At 47.4% G+C, this 25,029-nt stretch carries 14 protein-coding genes, 1 tRNA gene and 2 rRNA genes (1 of these 17 cut by a window edge); 8 read left to right on the top strand and 9 right to left on the bottom strand.

From position 1 onward, the window contains the following. Positions 1-105: 105 nt before the first annotated feature. From ACKU41_RS18540 to ACKU41_RS18525, 4 genes are all read left to right on the top strand, one after another. Complete coding sequence (locus ACKU41_RS18540; RefSeq protein ID WP_319778970.1) at positions 106-729, top strand: TetR/AcrR family transcriptional regulator; 624 nt, start codon at positions 106-108, stop codon at positions 727-729. A 31-nt stretch (positions 730-760) separates the two neighbouring features. Then, on the top strand, positions 761-1,771 hold the full coding sequence (locus ACKU41_RS18535) for a TRAP transporter substrate-binding protein (protein WP_321402923.1): 1,011 nt from the start codon (positions 761-763) through the stop codon (positions 1,769-1,771). Positions 1,772-1,981: 210 nt separating this feature from the next. Further along, positions 1,982-2,467 carry a TRAP transporter small permease gene (locus ACKU41_RS18530; protein WP_321402921.1) on the top strand — a complete coding sequence of 162 codons (486 nt, stop codon included), beginning with the start codon at positions 1,982-1,984 and terminating at the stop codon, positions 2,465-2,467. Further along, on the top strand, positions 2,468-3,781 hold the full coding sequence (locus tag ACKU41_RS18525) for a TRAP transporter large permease (RefSeq protein ID WP_321402919.1): 1,314 nt from the start codon (positions 2,468-2,470) through the stop codon (positions 3,779-3,781). An 81-nt stretch (positions 3,782-3,862) separates the two neighbouring features. Here the strand turns inward: ACKU41_RS18525 and ACKU41_RS18520 are convergent, their stop codons facing one another. The 4 genes from ACKU41_RS18520 to ACKU41_RS18505 form a co-directional block, all read right to left on the bottom strand. Then, positions 3,863-5,668, bottom strand: a complete 1,806-nt coding sequence (locus tag ACKU41_RS18520) for an SLC13 family permease (protein WP_319778966.1) — start codon at positions 5,666-5,668, stop codon at positions 3,863-3,865. Between the two features lie 120 nt (positions 5,669-5,788). Continuing rightward, entirely contained in the window at positions 5,789-9,058 is a 3,270-nt protein-coding gene (locus ACKU41_RS18515) for a S8 family serine peptidase (protein WP_321402916.1), read from the bottom strand. Between the two features lie 685 nt (positions 9,059-9,743). Then, on the bottom strand, positions 9,744-10,010 hold the full coding sequence (locus ACKU41_RS18510; protein WP_319778964.1) for an RNA-binding protein: 267 nt from the start codon (positions 10,008-10,010) through the stop codon (positions 9,744-9,746). A 142-nt stretch (positions 10,011-10,152) separates the two neighbouring features. After that, positions 10,153-11,367 (bottom strand): DEAD/DEAH box helicase, encoded by a 1,215-nt coding sequence (locus tag ACKU41_RS18505; RefSeq protein WP_321402914.1) that lies wholly within the window; start codon positions 11,365-11,367, stop codon positions 10,153-10,155. An 863-nt stretch (positions 11,368-12,230) separates the two neighbouring features. On the opposite strand from ACKU41_RS18505, the gene ACKU41_RS18500 reads away from it, so the two are divergent. The 3 genes from ACKU41_RS18500 to ACKU41_RS18490 all read left to right on the top strand — a co-directional run bounded on the left by ACKU41_RS18500 (position 12,231) and on the right by ACKU41_RS18490 (position 15,808). Beyond that, complete coding sequence (locus tag ACKU41_RS18500) at positions 12,231-12,908, top strand: VWA domain-containing protein (RefSeq protein WP_321402911.1); 678 nt, start codon at positions 12,231-12,233, stop codon at positions 12,906-12,908. Between the two features lie 93 nt (positions 12,909-13,001). Then, the gene (locus ACKU41_RS18495; protein ID WP_321405267.1) at positions 13,002-13,658 is read left to right on the top strand and encodes a PP2C family serine/threonine-protein phosphatase; all 657 of its coding nucleotides are present in this window, start codon (positions 13,002-13,004) and stop codon (positions 13,656-13,658) included. Between the two features lie 2 nt (positions 13,659-13,660). Beyond that, positions 13,661-15,808: a topoisomerase DNA-binding C4 zinc finger domain-containing protein gene (locus ACKU41_RS18490; RefSeq protein ID WP_321402910.1), complete on the top strand. Its 2,148-nt coding sequence runs from the start codon at positions 13,661-13,663 to the stop codon at positions 15,806-15,808. A gap of 128 nt (positions 15,809-15,936) precedes the next feature. Here ACKU41_RS18490 and ACKU41_RS18485 read toward each other — a convergent pair. From ACKU41_RS18485 to ACKU41_RS18475, 3 genes are all read right to left on the bottom strand, one after another. Continuing rightward, positions 15,937-16,012: transfer RNA gene (locus tag ACKU41_RS18485), tRNA-Ala, on the bottom strand. A 77-nt stretch (positions 16,013-16,089) separates the two neighbouring features. After that, on the bottom strand, positions 16,090-18,585 hold the full coding sequence (locus ACKU41_RS18480) for a PAS domain S-box protein (protein WP_321402908.1): 2,496 nt from the start codon (positions 18,583-18,585) through the stop codon (positions 16,090-16,092). A 312-nt stretch (positions 18,586-18,897) separates the two neighbouring features. After that, positions 18,898-20,934, bottom strand: coding sequence for a molybdopterin-dependent oxidoreductase (locus tag ACKU41_RS18475; protein ID WP_321402906.1), 2,037 nt, complete (start codon positions 20,932-20,934; stop codon positions 18,898-18,900). Positions 20,935-21,131: 197 nt separating this feature from the next. On the opposite strand from ACKU41_RS18475, the gene ACKU41_RS18470 reads away from it, so the two are divergent. Next, the gene (locus tag ACKU41_RS18470) at positions 21,132-22,376 is read left to right on the top strand and encodes a glycosyltransferase family 4 protein (protein WP_321402904.1); all 1,245 of its coding nucleotides are present in this window, start codon (positions 21,132-21,134) and stop codon (positions 22,374-22,376) included. Between the two features lie 123 nt (positions 22,377-22,499). Here ACKU41_RS18470 and rrf read toward each other — a convergent pair. Beyond that, positions 22,500-22,614 (bottom strand): 5S ribosomal RNA (gene rrf, locus ACKU41_RS18465). Positions 22,615-22,815: 201 nt separating this feature from the next. Continuing rightward, positions 22,816-25,029, bottom strand: a 23S ribosomal RNA gene (locus ACKU41_RS18460); it runs 721 nt beyond the window's last position.

Raw genomic sequence — 25,029 nt, 5'->3', positions numbered from 1 at the left:
CATAGATAGGTATTGACAGCAACTACCCTCACAGCTATAGCTCAGAAAAATGACCAGCGGTCACTTTATGACCAAGGGTCGCAAAAGTTATTTAAAAAACAATAAATGGCCAGAAAACAACAGGAAAAATCGCTCCAGACCAAGAAAGAACTAATGGAAGCGGCCAACGAACTCTTTGGAAAAAAGGGATTCATTGAAACCACGGTGGCCGAAATCACCAAACATGCCGGATATGCAAAAGGAAGCTTTTACCGTCACTGGGCGAGCAAGGACAAACTATTTCTGGAAATCGTGGAAGAGAAGCTGAAGGAATACCGCAACTCCCGTGATGACCGCCTGGGAAAGGCCAGTTCGCTTGAAGAGGTAATGAACATTATCTGGGATTTTCTGGAAAACATTGTCAGCGACCAGAACTGGGCCAAGGTCTTTCTGGAATTCACAATCTATGCCTCACGGGTTCCGGAATTGCGCGAGGACATGAGCCTGAGCCAGTACAGGCTCTCTGAAGAAGTCTTTGCCAATCTGGTCCGCGACTTTGTGGATACAGATTATCCGCCGGAAAAAATTGGAGCCTTCAACACAGTACTCTTTGAGGGATACATGGTTCGCAGCTCCATTGAAACCGGCTTTATGATCCAAGGCAGCAATGAAGGGCTGATCGGATTCAAGGATGTCCGCGATGCTGCGGTTACCCTTGCTTTAACCAACGGACTTAAAAAAGCCGAATAATCAACTATTTTTCAAAAAAAACGGAGGGAACATGAAAAAACTTTTGATTACAGTAGTGGCCGCAGCCATGTGCATGTGCGCCCTGCCCCTTACAGCAGGCGCAAAATCCATTAACCTGACCTACTCCAACTTTTTTCCACCCACCCACATCCAGTCCAAGCTGGCTCAGCAGTGGAGCGAAGAAGTGACCAAGCTCACCGATGGTCGGGTAACTATCGCCTACTTCCCCGGCGGAACCCTGACCAAAGCCAAGCAGTGCTATGACGGTGTTGTGGAAGGCCTTTCCGACATCGGCATGTCCGCACTGGCATATTCCCGCGGTCGTTTCCCGACCATGGCAGCAGTTGACCTGCCCCTTGGTTACAAATCAGGAGTTGCCGCAACCGAGGTTGCAAACGCGGTTTACGATAAATTTCAGCCCAAAGAACTGCGCGACGTTAAAGTTCTCTTTTTCCATGCCCACGGTCCCGGCCTGCTCTTCACTGCTAAAAAGCCGGTCAAAAAACTTGAAGACATCAAAGGCATGAAACTGCGCGGCACAGGCAACTCAGCACAGCTGCTCAAAGCCCTCGGTGCGGCACCGGTTGCCATGTCCATGCCCGACTCCTATCAGGCCATCCGCAAAGGCGTTGTTGACGGTGGTGTCTACCCCATGGAAACCAACAAAGGCTGGAAAATGGGCGAAGTAGTCGACTACTGTACCCTCGACTACCCTGTAGGCTACACCACCACTTTTTTCGCGGTCATAAACAAGGATAAGTGGGACTCCATTTCCGAACAGGACCAGAAAATCATCATGGATCTGAGCAAAGAATACGCAGCCAAGCACGCTCAGGCTTGGGATGAGAGCGACAAGGAAGGACGTGAGTTCCTGAGCAAGAAAGGCGGACAGTTCATTGAGCTGAGCGAAGCCGAAGGTCAGCGCTGGAAAGATAAAGCAGCTCCCATGATGGATGACTACATCAAGAAAGTCGGCAAGAAAAAAATAGACGGTAAAGCCGTTCTGGATTTCACTGTCGAAACTTTGAATAAAGTACAATAAGAATGCCTCCGGCGGCTGGGGAAGGGAAACTTTTGCAAAAGTTTCCCCTTCCCCAGACCCCATCCCTTTCAAAACCTTTTAGTTTGCTTCGCGTATAATGCTATAAGGCTACCTTCGAATAATTCGAACGGTAAAGCCCTGAGAAAAGTTTTAGGAGAGTCTCCGGTCCCTGAGGGTTCGCCGGAGTCCTTCTTAGATTTGGAGAAAATTGTGGGTAATCAGATTTCGAGCCTTGTTGATAAATTTGAGGCACTTTTAAAAAATATTGCCGCCGTATGCCTTATCGGCATGGCTCTTTTGACCGGGGCGGATATTCTTTCACGCGGCGTGCTGGGCACTCCCATTTTCGGAGTGGAAGATATTGTGGGAGTTCTTGCCGTGCTGACCACAGGGCTGGCCCTCGGCTATGCCCAGTCCCAGAAAGCGAATATCGGTGTAGAATTCCTGTACAGCAAGCTGAACGCCCGCACCCGTAAAATTGTCAAAGTCACCACCACTTCCCTGAGTGCAGCACTGTTCAGTCTGGTTACTTGGAGGCTCTACCTTTACGGCTGTTCCATGCGGGAATCCGGCGAGGTCTCCATGACTCTCGAATTACCTACTGACATGGTCATTTTCGCACTCACTTTCGGTTTCGGATGCTTCACCCTCACCCTGCTGAAAGAACTAATCGTGCTTTTTACGGGGGAAAAATAAATGGAACCGACCACCCTTGGAATTATCGGCATATTTGTAATGCTGGCCCTGCTCATGACCCGCATGCCCGTAGCCTACGTCATGACTCTTGTGGGGTTTGGCGGCTTTTCTATGCTCATCTCCGTAAAAGGCGGTATGAACCTGCTTTCACGCAGCTTTTACGACACTTTTTCATCCTACAGCCTGTCTACCATTCCGTTGTTCATCCTGATGGGCCAGCTGGCCTTCAATAGCGGAATCAGCCGCAGGCTCTACAGCACAGCCTACCATTTCCTCGGCCATATTCAAGGCGGTCTGGCCATGGCGACTGTTGCTGCCTGCACCGCATTCGGCTCTGTCTGCGGTTCAAGTCCGGCAACTGCGGCCACCATGGCAACCGTGGGTATCCCGGAAATGAAACGTTACGGATACTCCAATTCACTTGCAGCGGGATCAGTTGCTTCCGGCGGAGGCTTGGGCATGATCATGCCGCCGAGCATTGTACTCATCGTTTATGGAATACTCACCGAGCAATCCATCGGTGAGCTGTTCATGGCCGGGATACTGCCCTCCATAGTCCTGACTATCCTTTTTATCATTGCCATTGCCATAGTCTGCCACCGCGACCCCGCCCTCGGCCCCAAAGGGGAAGTTTTTCCCTTAAGCGCAAAACTGAAATCCCTTATAGGACTGCTTGATACCCTTGCCGTATTTGCACTTGTAATCGGCGGTATGTTCTTCGGTTTTTTTACCCCCAACGAATCCGCTGCCGTGGGAGTGCTGGGCATTCTCGTGTTGGGTATCATCAAACGCCAGCTAACCTGGCAGGCTTTCGTCAATTCCCTTTATGAAACCCTGCGTACCTCTGTGATGGTGCTCTTTCTGGTGGCCGGTGCCATTATTTTCGGTAAATTTCTGGCAGTAACCCGCATCCCGTTCAATGTAGCGGAATGGACTGCTTCTTTCGATCTCCACCCGCTGATCATTGTTTCCATGATACTTGTCGTCTATTTCATCGGCGGCTGCATCATGGACGCGCTGGCCCTGATCATGCTTACCATTCCGGTGTTCTATCCGGTCATCACCACTCTCGGTTTCGATCCCATCTGGTTCGGGGTCATTATCGTGCTGGTAACCCAGATAGGGGTCATCACCCCGCCGGTGGGGATCAATGTTTACGTGGTTTACGGCATGGCCCAGAAATTCGCCCCGGATATAACCCTTGAAGATATCTTCAAAGGTACTATGCCTTTCCTGTTGGCAATTCTGGCCGGAATTCTGCTCTTTGCCATCTTCCCGCAGATTATTTTGTATCTGCCGCAGGCTATGTATTAAGAAACAACCGGCACCAAAAACAAAGCCGCAGTTCCTGATGAACTGCGGCTTGATTATTTAGTCTGCATTCTGATTCAGATCCTAAAAAAAGACCTGCATCCCCGCCACCAGCACAATCATAAAAATAACCGTCATTCCGGCCCCGGCCCGCAGATAATCCACTGCTTTCAAACCTGCAGGACGCATAACCAAAGCATTAACCTGATGCGTTGGCAGAATAAAAGTATTGGAAGCAGCCAGGGCCACGGTCATGGCCGCAACCCGAGGATCGGTCCCGCAGGAAAGGGCAAGGTTCATTGATAATGGGACCAGCAAAACTGTGGCCCCTACATTGGAAGTAAACAGGGTAAAAAAAGAAGTAAGCAACCCGATACAGATGAGCAGTACCGTGGATGACGGAACTCCTACAGCATTCATAAGCATATCTGCAATCATCTTTGCAGCCCCGGTATTCTCAAAGGCCAACCCGAGCGGTATCAATCCGGCCAGCAAAAAAACAGTCATCCAGTCCACGGACCGGTAAGCTTCATCAATGGTGAGTACACGGCCTAAAATCATCGCCATTGCACCGAACAGCAGCGAGATGGAAAGCTGAATATCCAGCACCAGAATCATAAACAGGGAAACCAAAAGACACCCCAGCGCCCATAAAGCCTTTTCCTCACGCATGGGTTCGCCGCGGACAGGTTCGGTAAAAACAAGGTCATTCTGGTCTTTCAACTGGTGAAAGACACTCCACTTCCCATGCAGAAGTAAAGCGGTTCCTTCGCTGACAACCAGATCTGAAAGATCGCTGATAATCATCTCATGCCCACTGAAAACAGCCAGAGGCACAACCCCGTATTTCTTACGCAACTGGATTTCAGCAACAGTCCTGCCGACTAATTGTGACCGGGGGGAAACTATCCCTTCCATGATTCCCGAATTTGTCGGACCAAGGTCATCTGCAAAAACTTTCAGCTCATGCGAATATGTCCACCCAAAATCATCAGCCAATCTTTTGATAAATATCTCCTCGCCGATTACTGCAATAGTATCACCGGGACACAGTGTATCTTCAGGACGCGGCGCAACATTTCTTTTGTGGGTGACCGGGTTATAAGAAGCTAAGACAGAGCATGCATAATCTGAACGGATCCGCAATTCGGAAAGACATTGTTCATTGAAACCATTTGCAGGAATTATCATTTCATAAATGTCGCCTACATTATGATAGGTTTGATCCAGCAACGGTGAAAGCGGCCCACGAACCTTTCCGGGCTTGCTGTAGGGAAGAATCCACCTCCCAAAAAGATTAAAATACAGCAACGCGGAAATGACCAGAATAATCCCTATAGGTGTCATACTGAACATACCGAAATGCTCATATGAAACACCACGGACTGTAAGCAGATCATTAAGCAGGATAAGCGGACTTGAACCAACCAGAGTCAACGTTCCGCCGATGATGGCACAGAAAGCCATGGGCAACAGAATATGGGAAGCCGGAACACCGGTCTGAATGGAAATGCGACGCGCCGCAGGCATGAACAAAGCAGCGGCACCGATATTCTGCATAAAACCGGAAATCCCTGCGACAGTTGCAGAAACCATTGAAGTGATCTTCTTCTCATCATGCCCGGCAAACTTCAGGATAAACTGGGCCAGCTTATTCATGACCCCGGTCTTATCAAGCCCGGCACCAATAATGATAACCGCAATGATGGATACGACAGCATTACTGCTCAATCCACTTATTGCCTGCTGCGGAGTGACCAGCCCAAGCAAAGGCAGGCTGACCATGACCATAATACCTACCATATCCACGCGCACCCATTCAAAAACAAAGAAAATCACAACTAATAAAAGGACAGCAAGGACAAGAATAATGTCAGGAGTGATGGGCATAACTATTTTCACTTCCTTTAGATATTTTGGTTTACATCATTATAAAAATGCCTCAGTTCGCAATGTAAAACAAGGAAGAGTTGAAAAAGAGAGGGGAAAGAGCTCGTCTGGAGATTACCGTTATTTACGGCTACGCAAAGCCCTCCGGGAAAGATATTCGGCAAAACATCTCGGCAACATTGAAAAAAGAGCGAACAGCAACAAACCGACCATTCCGAAATCATTAGCGGTCCCGACAGTGCATCCTGCAGCCCCTGTTGAAGACGATGCGATCCCTAAAACCTGCGGGTCATCAATCACACCGGCTTCGGCATTCGCGTCATAGTCCCCTCCATCCTTTATTACCGAGACTACATAATATGACTTATCTGCATTCAAGATATTTACGGGATCAATAAAATTACCAGAAACATCTGAAAGCCACCAATTGCCGTCAGTATAATCTTCGTAACTTGCATAGCTGAAAGGCTTGTTCGTACCGTTGCTGAACAGCTTGGCCAGTTCCAGATCCCGGGCCTTGATTTCAGGTAACCCGCTGACGGCATATTTAATACTTACCGTACCGGACTCAGCAGTCTGCACGCTGAACGCTGATTCCGCGCTGTATACAGTTTCCATAGAAGTGCCGTATCCGGCATTCACACTTTCAGCAGAACAGCTTGTGCTTGATTTATTTAAAAAAGTGCTGACGGGAGCATCCGGTTGCTCTTCATTAATTTCAATATCCCCATCAGAAGGTTTATCCCCGACCATACCACTCATGACAAGGGCATAAGGCTGCGGTCCCATAGGGATATTATATGCAGAGACCTCGACCTTATAAGTTCCGGGAACAGGATTGTCGATGGTCACAGACTCTGTATTATTGATCCTGTCTGAACTGGTGGAAGCTGAAACCGTCCGAAAATTGGCTATAATCGCAGGTGTAAATGAAGCCTCCTGCCAAACCCCACCGGTTTTGAACAATCCGCGTGCTGTAGGATTTTCACCATTACAGTAAACACCTAGAGAAGAGTTGGTCTTTTCAACGGCAACCACAATATTTCCGGATGAAACGGTCAATCCCACGGGCAGGGCATATTTCCCTGAAGGAATATAGGCGAACGACTTTCTAAAAAGTTCATCCCCAACTGCCCCATCATAACTGTGGACGACAATATCAACTTTTGAAGCAATACTGTTCTCGTTTTGAAAGGAAAGAGCTACCGATTCCAGAGTTGATGGGTAGCTTGGAGGTGTAAACAACAGTCCGCATACCTCTGCTCCATAAAAACCTGAAACCGAAGAAACATATACATATCCTGTCAAAGAACTCAAACCTACGGCGTTATCCGGGTAAACCCATGTGCCGTCCGGCTTGCGGACACGAAGATCAAGATCATTAACAAGACCGCCGTATGCCACTGTAGACCCCGGATAATCTGTCCAGCCGAGCGTGGCCTTAAAAGGTTTGGAGTCATCATTCACATCAAATGTAAATGTCCTCACATATGAATTATCAGCAGGAGCCGAACTTTTGATGTCGTGGTATTCGATTTCACAGCTTTCGTCAGAATTAATAGATGCTTCAAGATCAATCCGGCCCCACCCCTGTGCAAAATCAGGACTTCCCGCTATTTCCTTATAGGAACCTGTTCCATATTGTCCGGGCGCAAGCGAAACTGTTCCGTGAATGATACTGGTCTTTAGCAATGCTGCACTGGGATCAGTAATTCCTTCTTCTTCCATCAGATATTCCCGCATCACCGCAGCCATACCAGCGACAAGAGGAGTCGCCATGCTGGTGCCACCGGACCAGTAATAACTATTGTTGAAAGCCCCCCAGCCATTGCCAAGCTGCGCGGAGGAACGGGTGGAAAGAATATTAGTCCCCGGAGCGACTACTTCAGGTTTGTACCTTCCATCAAGTGTCGGGCCACGGCTGGAGAATGCTGCCAGACCATATGGTTTATCCGAAAACAAATCAGAACCGATAGGTTCTGCATAGGTACGGAATTTCCCGTAACCGACAGAGAAAAATCCCTCACCGGCCCCTTTGCGGTAGGACTCTGAAGCTCCAACAGAGAGACAGTTCTTGGCTGTAGCCGGGGAATCAATGCAGTAAGGATCTATAACCCCGTCCATATCCTTATCATACCCGGCATTACCTACAGCATAGAGCACTAAGAAATCCTTGTTGTCCCACATGAACCGGTCAACGGAGACACTTTCACTGTCATACTCTCCAGCGCCGGCAGTTCCCCAGCTGTTTGAATGGATACGCGCCCCGGCATCATATGCCGGCTGAAAAAGTTGCGACAAGTCAGATGGAATCCCCGGTAATTGTGAGGAACCGTCCTCGGCACCGACAGATTGAAAATACAATTCCGCCTCGGGAGCAATCCCGGCGTAACAAGTTGATGGGAAAAATTCGGACTGAGGCGAGGAACCGGACGCAAGACCATTCCCGGCGACAATACCGGCAACATGGGTTCCATGTCCGCTGTAGTCCTTTTTACTGGCCTTATCAAAAACAGTATTGCTGACTCGGCTGTTCCCTTGCCCATCACTGAAATCATCATTTATGCTGGCTGGATCACCCGTATCTATCCCGCTGTCACAGATTGCTACAAGCTGTCCCTTACCGAACAATTTACTCCCTGAAACAGGCCACGTTTTTTCCTGCTCAAACCGGGCCTCAATAATTCCGGTAGAAATATTATTCTCCGCCCGGTGCTCAGGAGCCTTTTCTATCCACTTTACCCCTTTGATGTCTTTGAGCTTTTCAATCTTTTCAACGGAAATACTGACTCCGACACTTATTCCCCACGCAGATGAATTGACGGAATCAACGGTTCCACCTGCAGAACGGATGCTGCCGAGCAGAGAAGTGCTGTCCTCATCAGGAAACGCCAGAACCCGGAGTTTCACCTGCCCCTCATCCTTCTCCAGATCATACGGGGCGATATCAAAAACCCGCCCAGACAATTTAAGATCAGGATCGTACTCACCTATCCAGCGGACAGAACCAAGTCTTTCAACAGAATCGACCTTGGAAGTTCCAAGCTTAACAATAAAAGCGTACTGGGGAATATAATCATAGAAAACAGCACCGAGTTCCGTCAGTGAATTTTTCCATTCTTCCTGAACCGGACCGTTGAACTGGACAACATAATAATCATATTCTTCCACTTCGGTTTGAAGTGAAAACGAGAAAAGTCTGGTCAGAGTTCTTGCAAAAGACATTGTAGATGCAGAAGAGTCAGAGCTTATGTCTGAACCTTCATCACTCTCGGGCAGAAGTTTGAGAACCAATTCCCCTTTGAGGGGATCGACCTGTCTGTCGTGGAAATAAAGTTGAGCAGATGGCTCAGAGGTCTGGGATGCAGCAGAAGGAGTGGTCAAAGACACCGGAAGAATCGTCAATATAACAATAAGAAAAAAAACCACCGCATCAAACTTGAATCTCCAGATACTTAGTATTAAATGGAGATATTGAATAAACCTTTCATATGTCAATAGAAACATCGGCGATTTTGGCTCTATCGGGCTGGCGCCCCTTTCTTTGGTGTAGCCCCCATGTTCCCCGCCCGGTTCCCCAAACAAAAAAAGGCTTACTATTTTCATCGTAAGCCGTAGAAATATCTGGTGGAACTGAGGGGAATTTAACTCTTGGCATCTTGAATGCCATGCGGGGGGACAGTTATCCAACACTTTAAATAATTGGATTAATTCTACCCTTTGGGAACACGTTTTGGGGAGTTACCGGGATTTGCGGGGGGTGGGTGCTTCCCCAACTATTTTAGTGCATTTAGAGGATTAAAATTACGCACCTCACGGAAAAGCTGTGACTCAACAACATTAACCCGCACAACACCCTCTTCCTTCTTTACTGATCGTCTTGTTTTTTCGCCAACTTGCGCTGCTTCTTTTCTTCCTTTTTTTTCTTCTTAGCCAACTCTTTCTGGCGTTTTGCAAATGAATAATTCGGCTTTGCCATAGCTATCTCCAGTTTTGTTGTGAGAGAGATGAATGCTTGTTAACCGCCCCCCCCTAAGAGGGGCGGTTTATATAACTTACTACGCTGCAGATAAAACTACCAACGCGGACGTTCGACGCGAGGTTTGGCTTCGTTGACCTTAAGGTTACGACCACCCATATTCTGACCATCCAGCGCATCAATTGCGGACAGGGCAGCGGAATCTTCGCTCATCTCGACAAAACCGAAACCACGAGGACGCCCTGTTTCGCGATCTTCGATCAGGTTCACGGAAACGACTTCACCGTGGGCTTCAAAAGCGTTACGAATTTCACCTTCAGTGGCAGACCATGCGAGATTACCGACATAAATATTCTTAGACATAATTTTTTCCTTTTTGTTGTTATGACGTCTCCCCATTTTTGGGTGATACGTCTTTGTGATTGTTTATTGGTAAATTAAAAATCCATTTCCTATCCATTCAGACAGGAATTGGTAGGAGAGTTCCCTATCAGGCGACAGATAGCTATGCCGGTAAAGGACTGCGCTTCCGTCTCCGGCCAGTTTTCTTCACAGGGGAATGGAAAGATGGCTTTCGTGGGTTTGCACCGTTGTTTCTGCTTGTTCCATGAGCAGAATGAGCATCTTGTTCAATCGACACATCCATTACCATTTGAATAGACCGCAGTTGAGATGCGTCTTCCGATGTGACCAAGCTTATTGCGTGGCCGGAGCGTCCAGCCCTTCCTGTCCTGCCAATTCTGTGCGTGTAAGTTTCTACAGAATCAGGCATATCGTAATTTATGACGTGGGTAATACGATCACAGTCAATGCCGCGGGCGACGATATCCGTAGCTACAAGAATCGAGTAGCGACCATCGCGAAAGCCGTTCAAAGCTCTTTCCCGCTGTCCTTGACTCATGTTTCCCTGCAGGACCGTAGCGTTATACCCGCTATCCCCCAGTCTTCGTGACAGGTTTTTGGCCTTGTGCTTGGTGCGGGTAAAAATCAGCATACTCTTATGCTCTGATCTGGTGATGATTTCATCCAGTAATGCGATCTTTCTGTCATTCTGCGTCTTGTAAAAGACATGCTCGACGCTGGAGACAGGGCAAGCTGCATTAATCTGAACAGTTTTGGGATTCACAAGGATGCGCTTAGTCAAATCCAGAATGGATTTAGGCATGGTCGCGGAAAAAAGCAGATTTTGTCTCTTAACCGGGAGTTCGGCGATTACCCGCCTGATGTCAGGCAGAAAACCCATATCAAGCATTCTGTCCGCTTCATCAAGGACAAGTGTATCTATAGCCTTAAAATCTACGGCGCCTCTTGCAATGAGTCTGACAAGCCGTCCCGGGCAGGCAACGATGACATTCGAAGCTCTAAACGCCTTGATTTGTGGCTGCATGCTTACGCCGCCGATGACGATACTGCTGGTAATATCTGTCTGCCGGGCAAGAGAGGTGAAGCTCTCATCAATTTGAATCGCCAACTCACGAGTTGGAGCCAGGACCAGAACACGCGGACCTTGTTTAGAGGAAGTACTGGTAAGGAGTTTTTGAATAATAGGCAGAGCGAATGCGGCAGTCTTGCCTGTACCCGTCTGTGCCAATCCCATCACATCATGTCCATTTTGGACCAGCGGAATAGCTTTGCGTTGAATGGGGGTGGGAGTGTCATAGCCACAGAGTTTGACACCTGCGTTGATGCGACGGTCAAACGAAAAATCTGTAAAGGTCATAAAAGCCTTGGAAAAAAGTAAGAAAAACGACAACACGTGACAGCGGTCGAGCCCGGATTTTCCGGGTGATATTTGGAAGGCTCTGGTACGGGGGGAGTAAATCTAAAGCTTACGTGGAACGTATGTTGCCCAAGTGGGGGCCAAGAAGTAATCGTGCGTCCAGTCACGCTGAGTTAGTTATTAGTCAGCTATTTTCAGCAAGAAGTAAAGCTTTTATTTTTTATTTACACAATCAATAAAAACAAGTGGTTGGTGTAGACCCAAATTTGAACAGTTGGAAAGAGGAAGTAGCCCGGATGTTCCCCGCCCGGTTCCCCATACGAAAAAAGGACTTACAATTTTCATTGTAAGTCCTTGAAATTTCTGGTGGAGCTGAGGAGAATTGAACTCCTGGCCTCTTGAATGCCATGCGGAGGGACAATTCTCCAATGGTTGAAATACTTGGATTATTTTTATCCATTGGGAACATGTTTTGGGGATTTTCCGGGATTTGCGGGGGTGGGTGGTTCCCAAAGTATGTGATAGTATGGGCCTCTTTGAAAATATTTCCGCATCATTACACTATAGTAGACCACTAACAAACACAACGTATACCCTTATATACAAATTAGGAAATCAGGAGAAATCTTCATATTTCTATTCGCCCCCCATTCATTTTCAATAATATATAATTAGCTATATCAATTTTAAAAAGCACTTGCCTTAATAATCATTTTTTTTGTAACAGAATTCCAAGAACATATTTCATATCGGGGAAGGTGCCGGATAATGCTAAAAATATTTCTCGGCAATGCCGAAACATTACTAAAATAGTAAACATTACCGCTGTCCCCCTTTCTATAACCTATAAGCAAGGCGAATATATGACACAACTCGATCAACAACCATTTAGTGATGCGGAGTTTGCGGAAAACCCGGAGCAGCGTTGTCCAGTAATTCTTCTGTTGGATACTTCCTACTCTATGAGCGGAACACCTATCTCAGAGCTGAACGAAGGACTGGCGACCTTACGACAAGAACTTCTGAGCGACCCGATGGCTGCAAAACGGGTGGAATTGGCATTGATTACTTTCGGGCCTGTGGAAATTAAGTCTGACTTTGCAACAGTAGATCATTTCTACCCCGAACAGCTGACTGCTGACAATGCAACCCCAATGGGAGAGGCAATTATAACCGGGCTGGACATGCTGCATCTACGCAAACAAAGATACCGTGAGAACGGTGTGAAATATTATCGTCCGTGGGTATTTTTGATTACCGATGGGGCTCCAACCGACAGTTGGAATGAAGCCAAACTGCGAGTTCATCAAGGCGAAGAACGTAAGGAATTCATGTTCTATGCAGTAGGTGTAGAGCAGGCAGACCTAAATGTGCTAGCCCAAATAGCAACGCGCCAACCTCTCAAACTTAGGGGACTGGCATTCAAAGAACTTTTCAAGTGGTTATCCAGCTCATTAAGTGCCGTTTCACGGTCCAACCCTGGCGATTCCGTTCCGCTCACAAATCCTATAGCCCCAGATGGCTGGGCAGTAGCAGAGTAAGCCTTGGCTTGGCGATGGGCGTCCGCGTCCGTAATTGGCACTTCCCACATCCAAAATGGTATCAGACTACAAGATGCCTGTGTCATTTCAAGTGTGGGCAACGGGTTCATTTTCGCTATTGTTGCGGATGGAGCTGGGAGTGCTACATTTGGTGCTTATGGCGCTTGGCTTACATGCCGCTGTCTCTCGGTACGATTTCGGGAATGGGTGCGAAAAAAATCAGAGCTGCCGCCTGACGAAAAATTAATTGACTGGATCAACGAGCTTCGCGACCAGATCTCTGCAATAGCATTACAGCGACAAACTACGTCCCGACAATTCGCCACAACGTTAGCCGCAATCTTTATCGCAAAGAATGAAGTCGTCACATTGCACGTTGGAGACAGTGCCATTGTCGGAAGAAAGGACAAAGCGTGGCAAGTACTTTGCTGGCCAGAAAATGGAGAATATGCTTCCAGCACCTACTTTGTCACCGACCCATTTAAACCACGTCTTAATATCGTCCGCCATCCAAGTGGATACGATGCCTTTGCCCTATTCTCTGACGGTGTTGGAGATCTAGCATTGTCGTATGTAAAGCAGACCGCACACTCTCAGTTTTTCAATCCGATGTTCCACCCTGTTGACACTTCTTCGGGAGAAGGGCGCCTCACTGAACTTTCGGACACGCTAAGCGCATATCTTGCTAGCCCTGCTGTATGCGAACGCACCGATGATGATAAAACGCTAATCCTAATTTCCAAGAGATAATCGTGCACCAAATCGTTATTGGGAAAAATAGAGGGGTTGTTTCCGAATTAATCGGTAAGGGGGGCGAAGGCGAAGTCTACGCGGTTAAGGGATTCTCTGGGCAGGCAGTCAAAATCTACAACACTACAGTACGTGCCAAAAGGGAAGAAAAGGTACGAGCCATGGTGAGAAACGGCCTTGCCGTCAAGACTGAGCTTGTTGCCTATCCCAATGAGGTGGTGACTGACCTTAGCGGGAAATTCCTCGGTTTTGCAATGCGTTTTGTACAGGGCTATCGCCCGTTGCATGAGCTATACAGCCCGAAGTCCCGTCAACAGCATTTCCCAAAGGCTGACTACCGATTCATAGTCCGTGCCGCGTTAAACATCGCACGCGCCGTTGAAAATGTACACCAGACCGGGGGTGTCATTGGCGACCTGAACCATTCTGGAGTGCTCATGGCACAGAATGCGACAGTTGCTCTAATTGATGCAGATAGCTTCCAATTCAACCTGAATGGCGTGTCCTATCCATGTGCAGTTGGAGTCCCTGAGTTCACTCCTCCTGAGCTACAAGGGAAAAATCTCGCATCCATTCAACGGAGTATAGAACACGATAATTTTGGTTTAGCTGTTGCTATTTTCCATCTCCTATTCATGGGCCGCCACCCCTACGCCGGGCGTTACAGCGGATCAGACATTTCCATGTGCGATGCCATTGCGCAAAACCGCTTTGCCTTTTCGCTGACCCGTCAAGCTACGACGCAAACTACCCCGCCTCCAGGAACATTAACACTTGGCACATTTCCTAATGCTATCGCCCACAGATTTGAAAACGCATTCGGCCTGAATCCAAGCGCACGCCCTAGCGCACGGGAATGGATACATGCTCTAAACAGCCTAGAAGGTTCGTTGGGGCACTGTAGCAAGATCAAGACACACTATTACCCTAGTAGTGCTGAGGGGTGTGTCTGGTGCAAGCTGGCATCCAGTAGTGGTTTTGATATGTTTCCGAGCAGAAACTCTATCACTCCCCACATCCAAACCGATACGTACGGTACGAAACTAGCAATTCAAGAAATTTTGAACTTTCGCTTCCCGATAGCCGCAAATGTCATTCCTGTTGCTGCCATGCCACATGGAGCCAGTAAATCCCTACAAAAGGCCAAGAGCAAAAAAAAAGAGTGCGCCTTGCTTGGTTTATTCTTGATAGGCAGTGCAATCGCGGGTGCTATCTACGCCATCACCGCGTGGTTTGTGTGGGGGGCGCTGGCAATTTGGGGATGGAGTACTTTCTTTAAGGGTAGCATTGACTCCCGGCCATTTCTACAGGCTTTTAAAAAAGCCGATGAAAAGGTGCAGTGTGAGCTGACTGCTTTTGTTCAACGCAACGGCATGAGCGAAATTATAAAGATACATGCTGATCTGGAAACCACCATTGCGGTCTACAAGGAACATGACCACGCGCTCGCCCGTGCTATTACGGAAATGAAATCCAATCGAAAATCACGGCAGCGACAAGCATACCTCGACCGTTTTCCAATCCGCAATGCGAACATTTCTGGCATCGGTCCGGCAAAAACAGCAACACTAATTTCCTTCGGAATCGAAACCGCCGCAGATGTAAACCGAGCTGCCGTGCTGCGAGTACCTGGTTTCGGTAAGGTCATGTCTGGCAAACTTGTGACATGGCGTCAAAGGATCGAGTCCCAATTCACATATAACCCGGCACCGAACTCTCACGATATTGCAGAAAAAAGGATACTGCACGGACGTTTTGCAGCAGAAAAAGCAAAATTAGAGTCCATTATCCGTAACGGACTAGTCTCGCTGAGAAATGCTAAAACCAAGCTTGACGCACTGCCTGCCAAAGCCATTCACGACAAAGCACTTACGGACGCTGTTGCAGCCCGAGCACAAGCCGAACAAGACTTACGCGAGTTGAACGTGTCGATTCCTGCTTCAACTGTGAAACTGGCGGCTCAGCCTAAGCAAACACCTCCGCCTAGAACCCCACGCGTCTCCACATCTATACCAACGCGGATAAGCACAACGTCTGGCACTCCAAATTGTCCACATTGCGGTTCTATTATGCGGCAACGTACCGGTCGTTACGGACAATTCTGGGGTTGCTCGCGCTATCCAATCTGCAAAGGAACGAAGAATATTTAGGGACTCTGCCGACTCTACCTGATCATTCGGGCTTGCGCCCCTTTGTTTGGTGTAGACCCGATGTTCCCCGCCCGGTTCCCCATACGAAAAAAGGACTTACAATTTTCATTGTAAGTCCTTGAAATTTCTGGTGGAGCTGAGGAGAATTGAACTCCTGGCCTCTTGAATGCCATTCAAGCGCTCTCCCAACTGAGCTACAGCCCCACTTGTGTTGGGTGAAGAAATATTTATAGAATACCGCGAGGACTGTCAACACTATTTTGTCAATTAATTAACAACCATCAGGTTCTGACATCATCAACAGATTGCGGTCCGGCAACGGGAATACTGATAACAAACCGTGTCCATTCTCCAGGCTCGGAAAAAACCTCCATGGAACCGCCATGCTGCTTCACTATAATAAAATAAGAGACGGATAGTCCCAGCCCGGTCCCTTTGCCGGGACTCTTTGTTGAAAAAAACGGTTCAAAAATTTTTTGCCTACACTCAGCCGCCAACCCAGGACCGTTATCCTCCACTTCAATAACACTCATTCCATTTCTGACGTAACTCCTGACAATAATTCGTGGTACTCCTTCAGAAAAATCTTTTTCAGCCATTGCGTGAGCAGAATTTTTCAACAAATTGAAAAAAACCTGTTGAATCTGATTGCTGTAACAAACCACACTGTCATGAATGTCTTCGTATTCCCTTACAATGTCGATCTTTTTGAAATCATAATTTTTTTTGAGATCATAATCATTGCTTACCAATTTGATGGTATTATCCATCAACTCGGTAATCTTGTTACTGATCAGGGACATTTCATTCTTGCGGCCGAAGCTGAGCATATCTTTTACAATGCCTGCGGCCCTCTTTCCTGATTCATAAATAGAATGCACCATGTTGTCACAGTCCCGCTGCTGGACATAGCGGACAATACTGTCAAACGAGGTATCGCATTCTTCCGCGACTTTCCTGTTCATTGGATGGTCCTTTAACAACCTGTTCTGCAGGTTCTGGCAAGACCCTACAATTGCAGCAAGTGGATTGTTGATTTCATGGGCCATTCCAGCAGCCAGTCCACCGAGAGACATCATTTTTTCATTCTGAATAAGAAATTCTTCTGCCCTTTTCTGACTGGTCATATCCCTGAATTCCAGAACCTGAACAACACGCCCTCTATACGGGATATTTCTTGATTCCAACCGGACCGGATACTCTGTTCCATCCTTATGTATTCCATTGGCTTCATATGAATTTTCAACACCTTTTTCGATTTTTCTCTCTACTGCAGCCTGAGATTTTTCAGCTATCAACTGCGTAATATCCATGCCCGCCAACTCATCGACTCCGTAACCTGAAATATCAGCAAGCCCCTGATTGCAGTCCAGAATCCGCCCCTGCTCATGAATAGCTATCCCGCCGAATGAAGCGTTATGCAGAGCGCGAAAACGTTCCTCGCTGTCCACTAACTCCCGTTCGGCCTTCTTACGCTTGGTAATGTCAATTACACTGGAAAAAACTACCGACTTCCCCCCCAAGGAAATCGGCCCGGTATATATATCCACATCACAAACGCTACCGTCAGCTAATTTATGCTCAAACTCAATCCTCGTACACTTATTCTCCACCACATTATTCAGATTCTCCTTAACAGAAGCAGGAGCAGCGTTATTAATGTCAAAAACACTCAGTTTGGTTATATCCTCCACTGACCAGCCGTAAAAACGGCTTGCGGCATTATTGGCCTCAAGAATTCTACCGTCGTCTGGATCAATAAGCAGCATTGCTACAGAATTAAACTCAAACATGGCCCGAAAACGCTCTTCACTCAATGAAAGGGCCTCTTCGGAAGCTTTACGTATCTGAACTTCATGGGCCAACTCCTCGAGCATATGCTGAAGGTTGCGGGTCATGGAGTCAAAAGCCTCAGACAGATCTTCAATTTCCTTGAACCCTGAAATGGATATACCGGGATAAAAGCCACGTTCTTTAATATTCAGAGCGGCTGAAGTTAAAAGCTTGACTGGCCGGGTTATTTTCCGGGCAGCACGAATTGTAGCGGCAAATACCAACCCGGCGGTAATGATTGTCGCCAGCAGGGCTATGCCGGCAGAGCGGAATGCGGGAATAAGGGCTGTTGCGGCCATTTTTTCGGAAACTACCTGAAATGTAAGATTACCGAATTCCAGATTGGCAGAAGCCCCGATAACAAAATCGCCGCTGCTATTTTTTCGTATTTTTCCGTTATCAGCAGATGCAAAAGGCCTTTCAGCAGGCAACATTTCAAAGTCAGGATGGGCCAGAATCTCTCCGTCCTCACCTACAAGGTAAAGGTACTCACCTTCACGAAAATTCTCTTCAGTAACATTCTGCCATGCCTTACCAAGCCGGAACTCAACCAGAATTACGCCGCTCTCCTCACCTGCTTTCCTGTCAATCAAAGGAACGCCGAGCGAAAACAAGGGATCTCCGCAATTAAGTTTATCCCGGACATTCCCATAGGCAACTCTGCCTGATGAAATAATCTTTTTAAAAAGAACAGCTTCATCCGGTGCTAATGATTCGGATCTGCTATAAACATTGCTTGAAGAAGCCCGCGCCTTTACGTGTCCACGGGAATCAAGAAACAGAACAGAACAGATAGAATCCTGCTTTGATATCAATTCATCCGCGACACTTTGTATTTCAATATCTAATAATGATCTAAAATTTATGTACCTATTAAGGCTCAACAGTTTATCTTCAAGTACTAAAAAATGAAGTTTCAAATCATGAGCAACATGTCTTGCCATACTTCGTTCCTGCCTGAACGAAGCTTCAACCTGTTCTCCCGAAATCCAGACGGTCAGCATTCCCCCCAAGAGTAACAACGGGATCAAAGACAATGCCAGATAAGACCGGAAAAGTATGAAGTATAAAGATCGCATTGCTATCCTGACCGTTAACTGGCTATTCTATGAATTTGGCAAAATATATTTTTTCTAACGTTTTTTTAAAAAAAATATCCCGCCCATATATATGCATGACTCATGGCTTTAATTTACATAATATAACAAAATTTACGGACAAAAAATAATGTAAAATTGAACTAAGATCCCAAAAGACTACAAATCTAAGTCTGATTCTTGGAGACCTGTCAGGCTACGCACCTCCACAGTATTGTCATTCAAAGTTGTTGCCTCGCCCATGTCGGAAAGCCGTTCGTGATGCAAAGCATTAACCAGATTTCTATTGGCGGACTGGGAAGATTTGAAAATACCGACCGCTGCAACTGTGCCGTATGCAATCAACGGGGTTACGTGGGCATCGAAATAAACTTTGCCCATATCATTGAATGCAACAATCTTATCCCCATCGGAAATTGAACGGTCGGCAGCATCTGCGGGGTTCATAACCAACGACATAGCCCCCCGGCTCTGTACCAACCCCTCCCTCTCAAGAAAAATGGAGTTTAAAGTCTCCGTACTTGGCACTGCAATCAACCGCAACGGATACGTTCCTCCGTGGGGTTCCTGATATTGCGGTATGCGCACATCCAGATCATCGTTAATAATCTGAACCTTACCCGCAGGAGTTTTCCAGTCAGTATGATCTGCAAAAGGAAGGGAGATCATCCCACCAATTTTCAAAGTCTCGCGTTGAGCATCGTTTATGTTCTGCAACCCCTCTTCGGGATAGCTCAGCAGCTCCTCCAGGAGCTCATCTTCCGAACGCTGAAAATGTTTTTCAGCATAGCCCATACCTTGAGCAAGCAAACAGAATATATCCCAGTTGCTTTTACACTCTCCAGGAGCAGGAATGATCTTACGAGCAGCACCGAATGAGCAATATCCATAGGAACTGTAGCAGTCTGACTGCTCCACCGAAAAAGTAGCCGGAAGGATAATATCGGCATAACGGGCGGTATCAGTCATGAACCGCTCATGAACTACGGTAAAAAGATCCGGATTTTCAAGCCCCTGACGGATACCCAATTGATTGGAAACCGACCCGACCGGATTACTGCCGTAAATATGAAGACAACGTATGGGTGTTTGCCCTTGCTCACCTTTTAGCGCCATGGCCAGCTGATTGATATTTACCTTACGACCTTTATTCTTACGCAGGTCCGGGCGGGTAATTCGATCCATATCAATAAAAGGACCGCCACCGGGATTACAGCCGCAAACCCCTCCTCCGGGTCGCTGCCACGCACCGGTAAACGTAGAAAGAATGGTTATCAGCCGAACAGTCATGCCTCCGTTGCCGTAACGGGAATTACCGCTGCCGAGAATAATTGCAGGAGCGGAGGCAGCAGCATATTCACGGGCAAGCTCAATAATTACCTGCGCCGAAACACCGCATACCGACTCGGCCCATTCCGGGGTATACTGGCCGAGTGTGGCTTTAAATTCTGAGTATCCGACCGCTTCATTCTGCAGGAAGTCCGCATCATCCAATCCTTCCTTAGCCAAAACATGCATCATGGCAAGCGCCAAAGCCCCGTCTGTCCCCGGTTTGACAAGCACAATCCGGTCACAATATTCAGCCATTTCCCCGGCAAAGCATTCAATGAGTACCACGCGCTTACCCTGCTTACGTCCCTTGACCAGATCGGGCATGCTCTGCAGACGGGTGGCTTTCATGTTGCTTCCCCAGACAATATAAAAGTCGCTATCAGCCAATTCACGGGGATCAAGACATCCGGTATCACCCATGACGGCTTTATACCCGGCTCCCTTGGCAGAAGCACAGAGGGTTTTGACCAGATCACAGGCCCCCATACGGTTGAACAAAGCATCCCCGCAGAAGCGTTGAATGAGGCTCATTACACCGGAATAATAAAAAGGCAGGATAGAATCGGGACCGTACTCACTCAAAGCCTGTTTCCACTTACCGGTAATGGTTTCAACAGCTTCATCCCATGAGATGGGCTCAAAGCAATCTTCCCCTTTTTTTCCATTACGTTTGAGCGGTGTATAAATGCGTTCCGGCGAATGAATCGATTTCTCATAGTGCTGCATTTTCCGGCAGATAACCCCGCCGCACACCGGATCCTCAGGATCACCTTTTACTCTGAAGATTCGCGTGCCGTCACTCTGTACAAGCAGGCCGCAGGTTGTTGGGCAATCGTATGGACATATTGACTTAAATATCGTCATGTACTTTTTACCTCAGAATAAAATTATATAAGAAAAGACTTGTCTTTTTATTGCATCAAAGTGAACTAATTTTTACACTATTCCCGTTAGTTAATCCAGCAGAACCCTAGAAGGAATCCTATGGCCAAAACAACTTTATTCAGAAAACCAAGTCACGATCCTGTTCATGTCTGCGTAACCCAAAACATGCTCAAGACATGAACATTCTGCACCTTCTCGGTCAGATACCGGACGCAACCGGAAGTGGTAAATACGTTCAGGAAATGATCAAACAAAGTCTGCACGGAGGACATACCCCGTATTTGGTCGCAGGTGTTCCAAAGGGCTTCACATTAAAAGATACTTCGCTTGACGGAGTTATTGCTCCTGAGAATTGTCTATTCATCTATTTTGAAGAACGGGAACTGGGATTCAAAGTCGTGGGAATGAGTGATGTAATGCCGTACCCAAGTACAGTCTGCGCACACTTAACTCCGGATAACATCACGGCTTACCTTTCAGTCTTTGAAAAATGTATAAAAAAAGCTATTACTCGTTTTTCTCCGGACCTAATCCATTCTAACCATCTATGGATGGCCACAGCTGCAGCAAGGCGAGCTGCGCCTGATATTCCTCTTGTGACCACTTGCCATGGGACCTGCCTGCGCCAGCACCATCTATGTCCGGCATTGGGTCAATCACTTTATGAAGCTCTCTCCGGCATAGACAAGATCATAGCTTTATTTGAGCAGCAAAAATTTGAAATCAAAAAACTCCTGAATGTGCCGGGAGAGAAAGTAGTAACCATCAGCGGTGGATTTAACCAAGGATGTTTTTTTAGAGAAGAAGAGAAATCCGAAGCGGATAAGAATACAATTCATTTACTTTATGCAGGAAAACTCACTCGAGCTAAGGGCGTTCCATGGTTGCTGCACTGTTTAACGGATCTCAAAGACATGCCATTTCACCTGCATCTTGTGGGTGGCGGGCACGGCCTTGAAAAAGAAGAATGCCTGCATCTTGCCGCCAAACTGGGGACCAAAGTTACTGTTCACGGCGTCCTCCCTCATCAGCAGCTTGGGCAGTTGATGCGCAATTCCGATATATTTGTACTGCCTTCATTTTACGAAGGCCTTCCTCTTGTTCTGCTGGAGGCTCTTGCCTGTGGCTGCCGAATTGTCACTACGGACCTGCCCGGTGTTCAAGAGCTATTTTCAATCAATCCCGCAGACACGATCCACATGGTAAAGCTTCCTCCGCTTCAGACAATAGACGCCCCACGCACTGAGGACATGCCAATGCTCAATAAGCAGTTACAGTCAGCATTGAGAGATGCCATTTTTGCCGTACAGTCAGGAAAACAACCAGATGCAAAATTAATTACTCAACTGACAGAAAAATATACTTGGAATAATATTTTCAAACGTATTGAATCTGTATACAGGCAGTCATTTTCCAACTAAGCCATCGAATACTCTCATCCTTTGAAAACTATCGACTTCGTGTGCGGGTTTTGTGTGGGTAGTCGAGTCAACAATCACTAGACAAAAAAAAAGCCCTGAACTTAATCAGGGCTTTGAAATAAAAGCTTGCGACGACCTACTTTCCCACTAGCTACCTAGCAGTATCATCGGCGATGGAGAGCTTAACTTCCGAGTTCGGAATGGGGTCGGGTGTGACCTCTCCTCAATGGTCGCAAGCAAATTTGGCTTGCTATCGATGAGCAAAATATATTGTCAAAATAGAATCCTCTAAAGAAGATTCTTAACTTGGCTTAGGGTGCGTCAGATGTGGATTTTCAAATTTCATTTGTTGGCGAAGCGTATCTTAATACGTGAGCCGACAAATTAAATTTTAAAATTCGCAGATGGCGTGCCATAAGCAAAGTTAAGGGAAGAGAAGAAAAATAAGTCGCACGATTTATTAGTACCGGTCAGCTGAATGTGTCACCACACTTACACCTCCGGCCTATCAACCAGGTGGTCTACCTGGAATCTTTAGATGCTAAAGCATAGGGATAACTAATCTTGAGGCAGGCTTCCCGCTTAGATGCTTTCAGCGGTTATCCCTTCCGAACTTAGCTACCCTGCAATGCCACTGGCGTGACAACAGGAACACCATAGGTTCGTCCACCCCGGTCCTCTCGTACTAGGGACAGACCCTCTTCAATTATCCTACGCCCACGGTAGATAGGGACCAAACTGTCTCACGACGTTTTAAACCCAGCTCGCGTACCACTTTAATCGGCGAACAGCCGAACCCTTGGGACCTGCTTCAGCCCCAGGATGTGATGAGCCGACATCGAGGTGCCAAACCGCGCCGTCGATGTGAACTCTTGGGCGCGATCAGCCTGTTATCCCCGGCGTACCTTTTATCCTATGAGCGATGGCCCTTCCATGCGGAACCACCGGATCACTAAGACCAACTTTCGTTCCTGCTCGACATGTCTGTCTTACAGTCAAGCTCCCTTATGCCTTTGCACTCGACGGCTGGTTTCCAATCAGCCTGAGGGAACCTTTGCAAGCCTCCGTTACTTTTTGGGAGGCGACCGCCCCAGTCAAACTACCCACCAGACACTGTCTCCAAGCCGGATAACGGCATTGGATTAGAATTCAAGACTATCAAGGGTGGTATTTCAAGGTTGGCTCCACCGACACTGGCGTGCCGGCTTCAAAGCCTCCCACCTATCCTACACATGATAGCCCTAAACCCAATGTCAAGCTATAGTAAAGGTGCACAGGGTCTTTCCGTCTTACCGCGGGTAACCGGCATTTTCACCGGTAATTCAATTTCACTGAGTCTCTGGTTGAGACAGTGGGGAGATCGTTACGCCATTCGTGCAGGTCGGAACTTACCCGACAAGGAATTTCGCTACCTTAGGACCGTTATAGTTACGGCCGCCGTTTACTGGGGCTTCAATTCGGAGCTTCGACCGAAGTCTAACACCTCCTTTTAACCTTCCAGCACCGGGCAGGCGTCAGTCCCTATACATCGTCTTACGACTTAGCAGAGACCTATGTTTTTAGTAAACAGTCGCCCCCCCCGATTCTCTGCGGCTCCAAACAGCTCGGAGAGTAAATAACTTCACCGTCTGGAGCATCCCTTCTCGCTAACTTACGGGATCATTTTGCCGAGTTCCTTAACCAGAGTTCTCTCAAGCGCCTTGGTCTACTCGACCCGACTACCTGTGTTGGTTTGCGGTACGGTCTATAAGTGCTAAACTTAGAAGATTTTCTAGGCAGTCTGGAATCACTCACTTCAAACGTAAAGTTACGGCATCATGTCTCGGCCTAAAGAGAAACGGATTTGCCTATTTCTCAAGCCTACGCATTTACACCGGCATATCCAACAGCCGGCTGAGCTATCCTACTGCGTCCCTCCATCGCACACACTTACAGGTACGGGAATATTAACCCGTTTTCCATCGACTACGCCTTTCGGCCTCGCCTTAGGGACCGACTAACCCTGGGAAGATTAGCTTTACCCAGGAAACCTTAGTCTTACGGCGAACAAGTTTCTCACTTGTTTTATCGTTACTCATGCCAGCATAATCACTTCTCATTAGTCCAGCGAACCTTCCGATTCACCTTCATCCCATCTGAGAACGCTCTCCTACCGATGCGTCAAAGACGCATCCCGTAGCTTCGGTACCATGCTTAGCCCCGTTACATTTTCGGCGCAGAATCGTTAGACCAGTGAGCTATTACGCTTTCTTTAAAGGATGGCTGCTTCTAAGCCAACCTCCTGGCTGTCTATACAACTCCACCACCTTTTCCACTGAGCATGGATTTGGGGACCTTAGCTGACGGTCTGGGCTGTTTCCCTTTCGACTACGGACCTTCGCACCCGCAGTCTGACTCCCAGGATATATCTTACGGCATTCGGAGTTTGATAAGGTTTGGTAATCTGGTGGGACCCCTAGCCTTGTCAGTGCTCTACCTCCGCAAGAAAACTCCTGAGGCTATACCTCAATATATTTCGGAGAGAACCAGCTATCACCAAGTTTGATTGGCCTTTCACCCCTATCCACAGGTCATCCGAGTAATTTTCAACTTACAACGGTTCGGCCCTCCACTTGATTTTACTCAAGCTTCAGCCTGCCCATGGATAGATCAC

It is taken from the genome of Maridesulfovibrio sp. (genome assembly GCF_963678865.1).
GTDB lineage: Bacteria > Desulfobacterota > Desulfovibrionia > Desulfovibrionales > Desulfovibrionaceae > Maridesulfovibrio.
The sequence above is the reverse complement of the archived record's forward strand: the minus strand, read 5'-3'. Positions and strand labels throughout refer to the sequence as shown.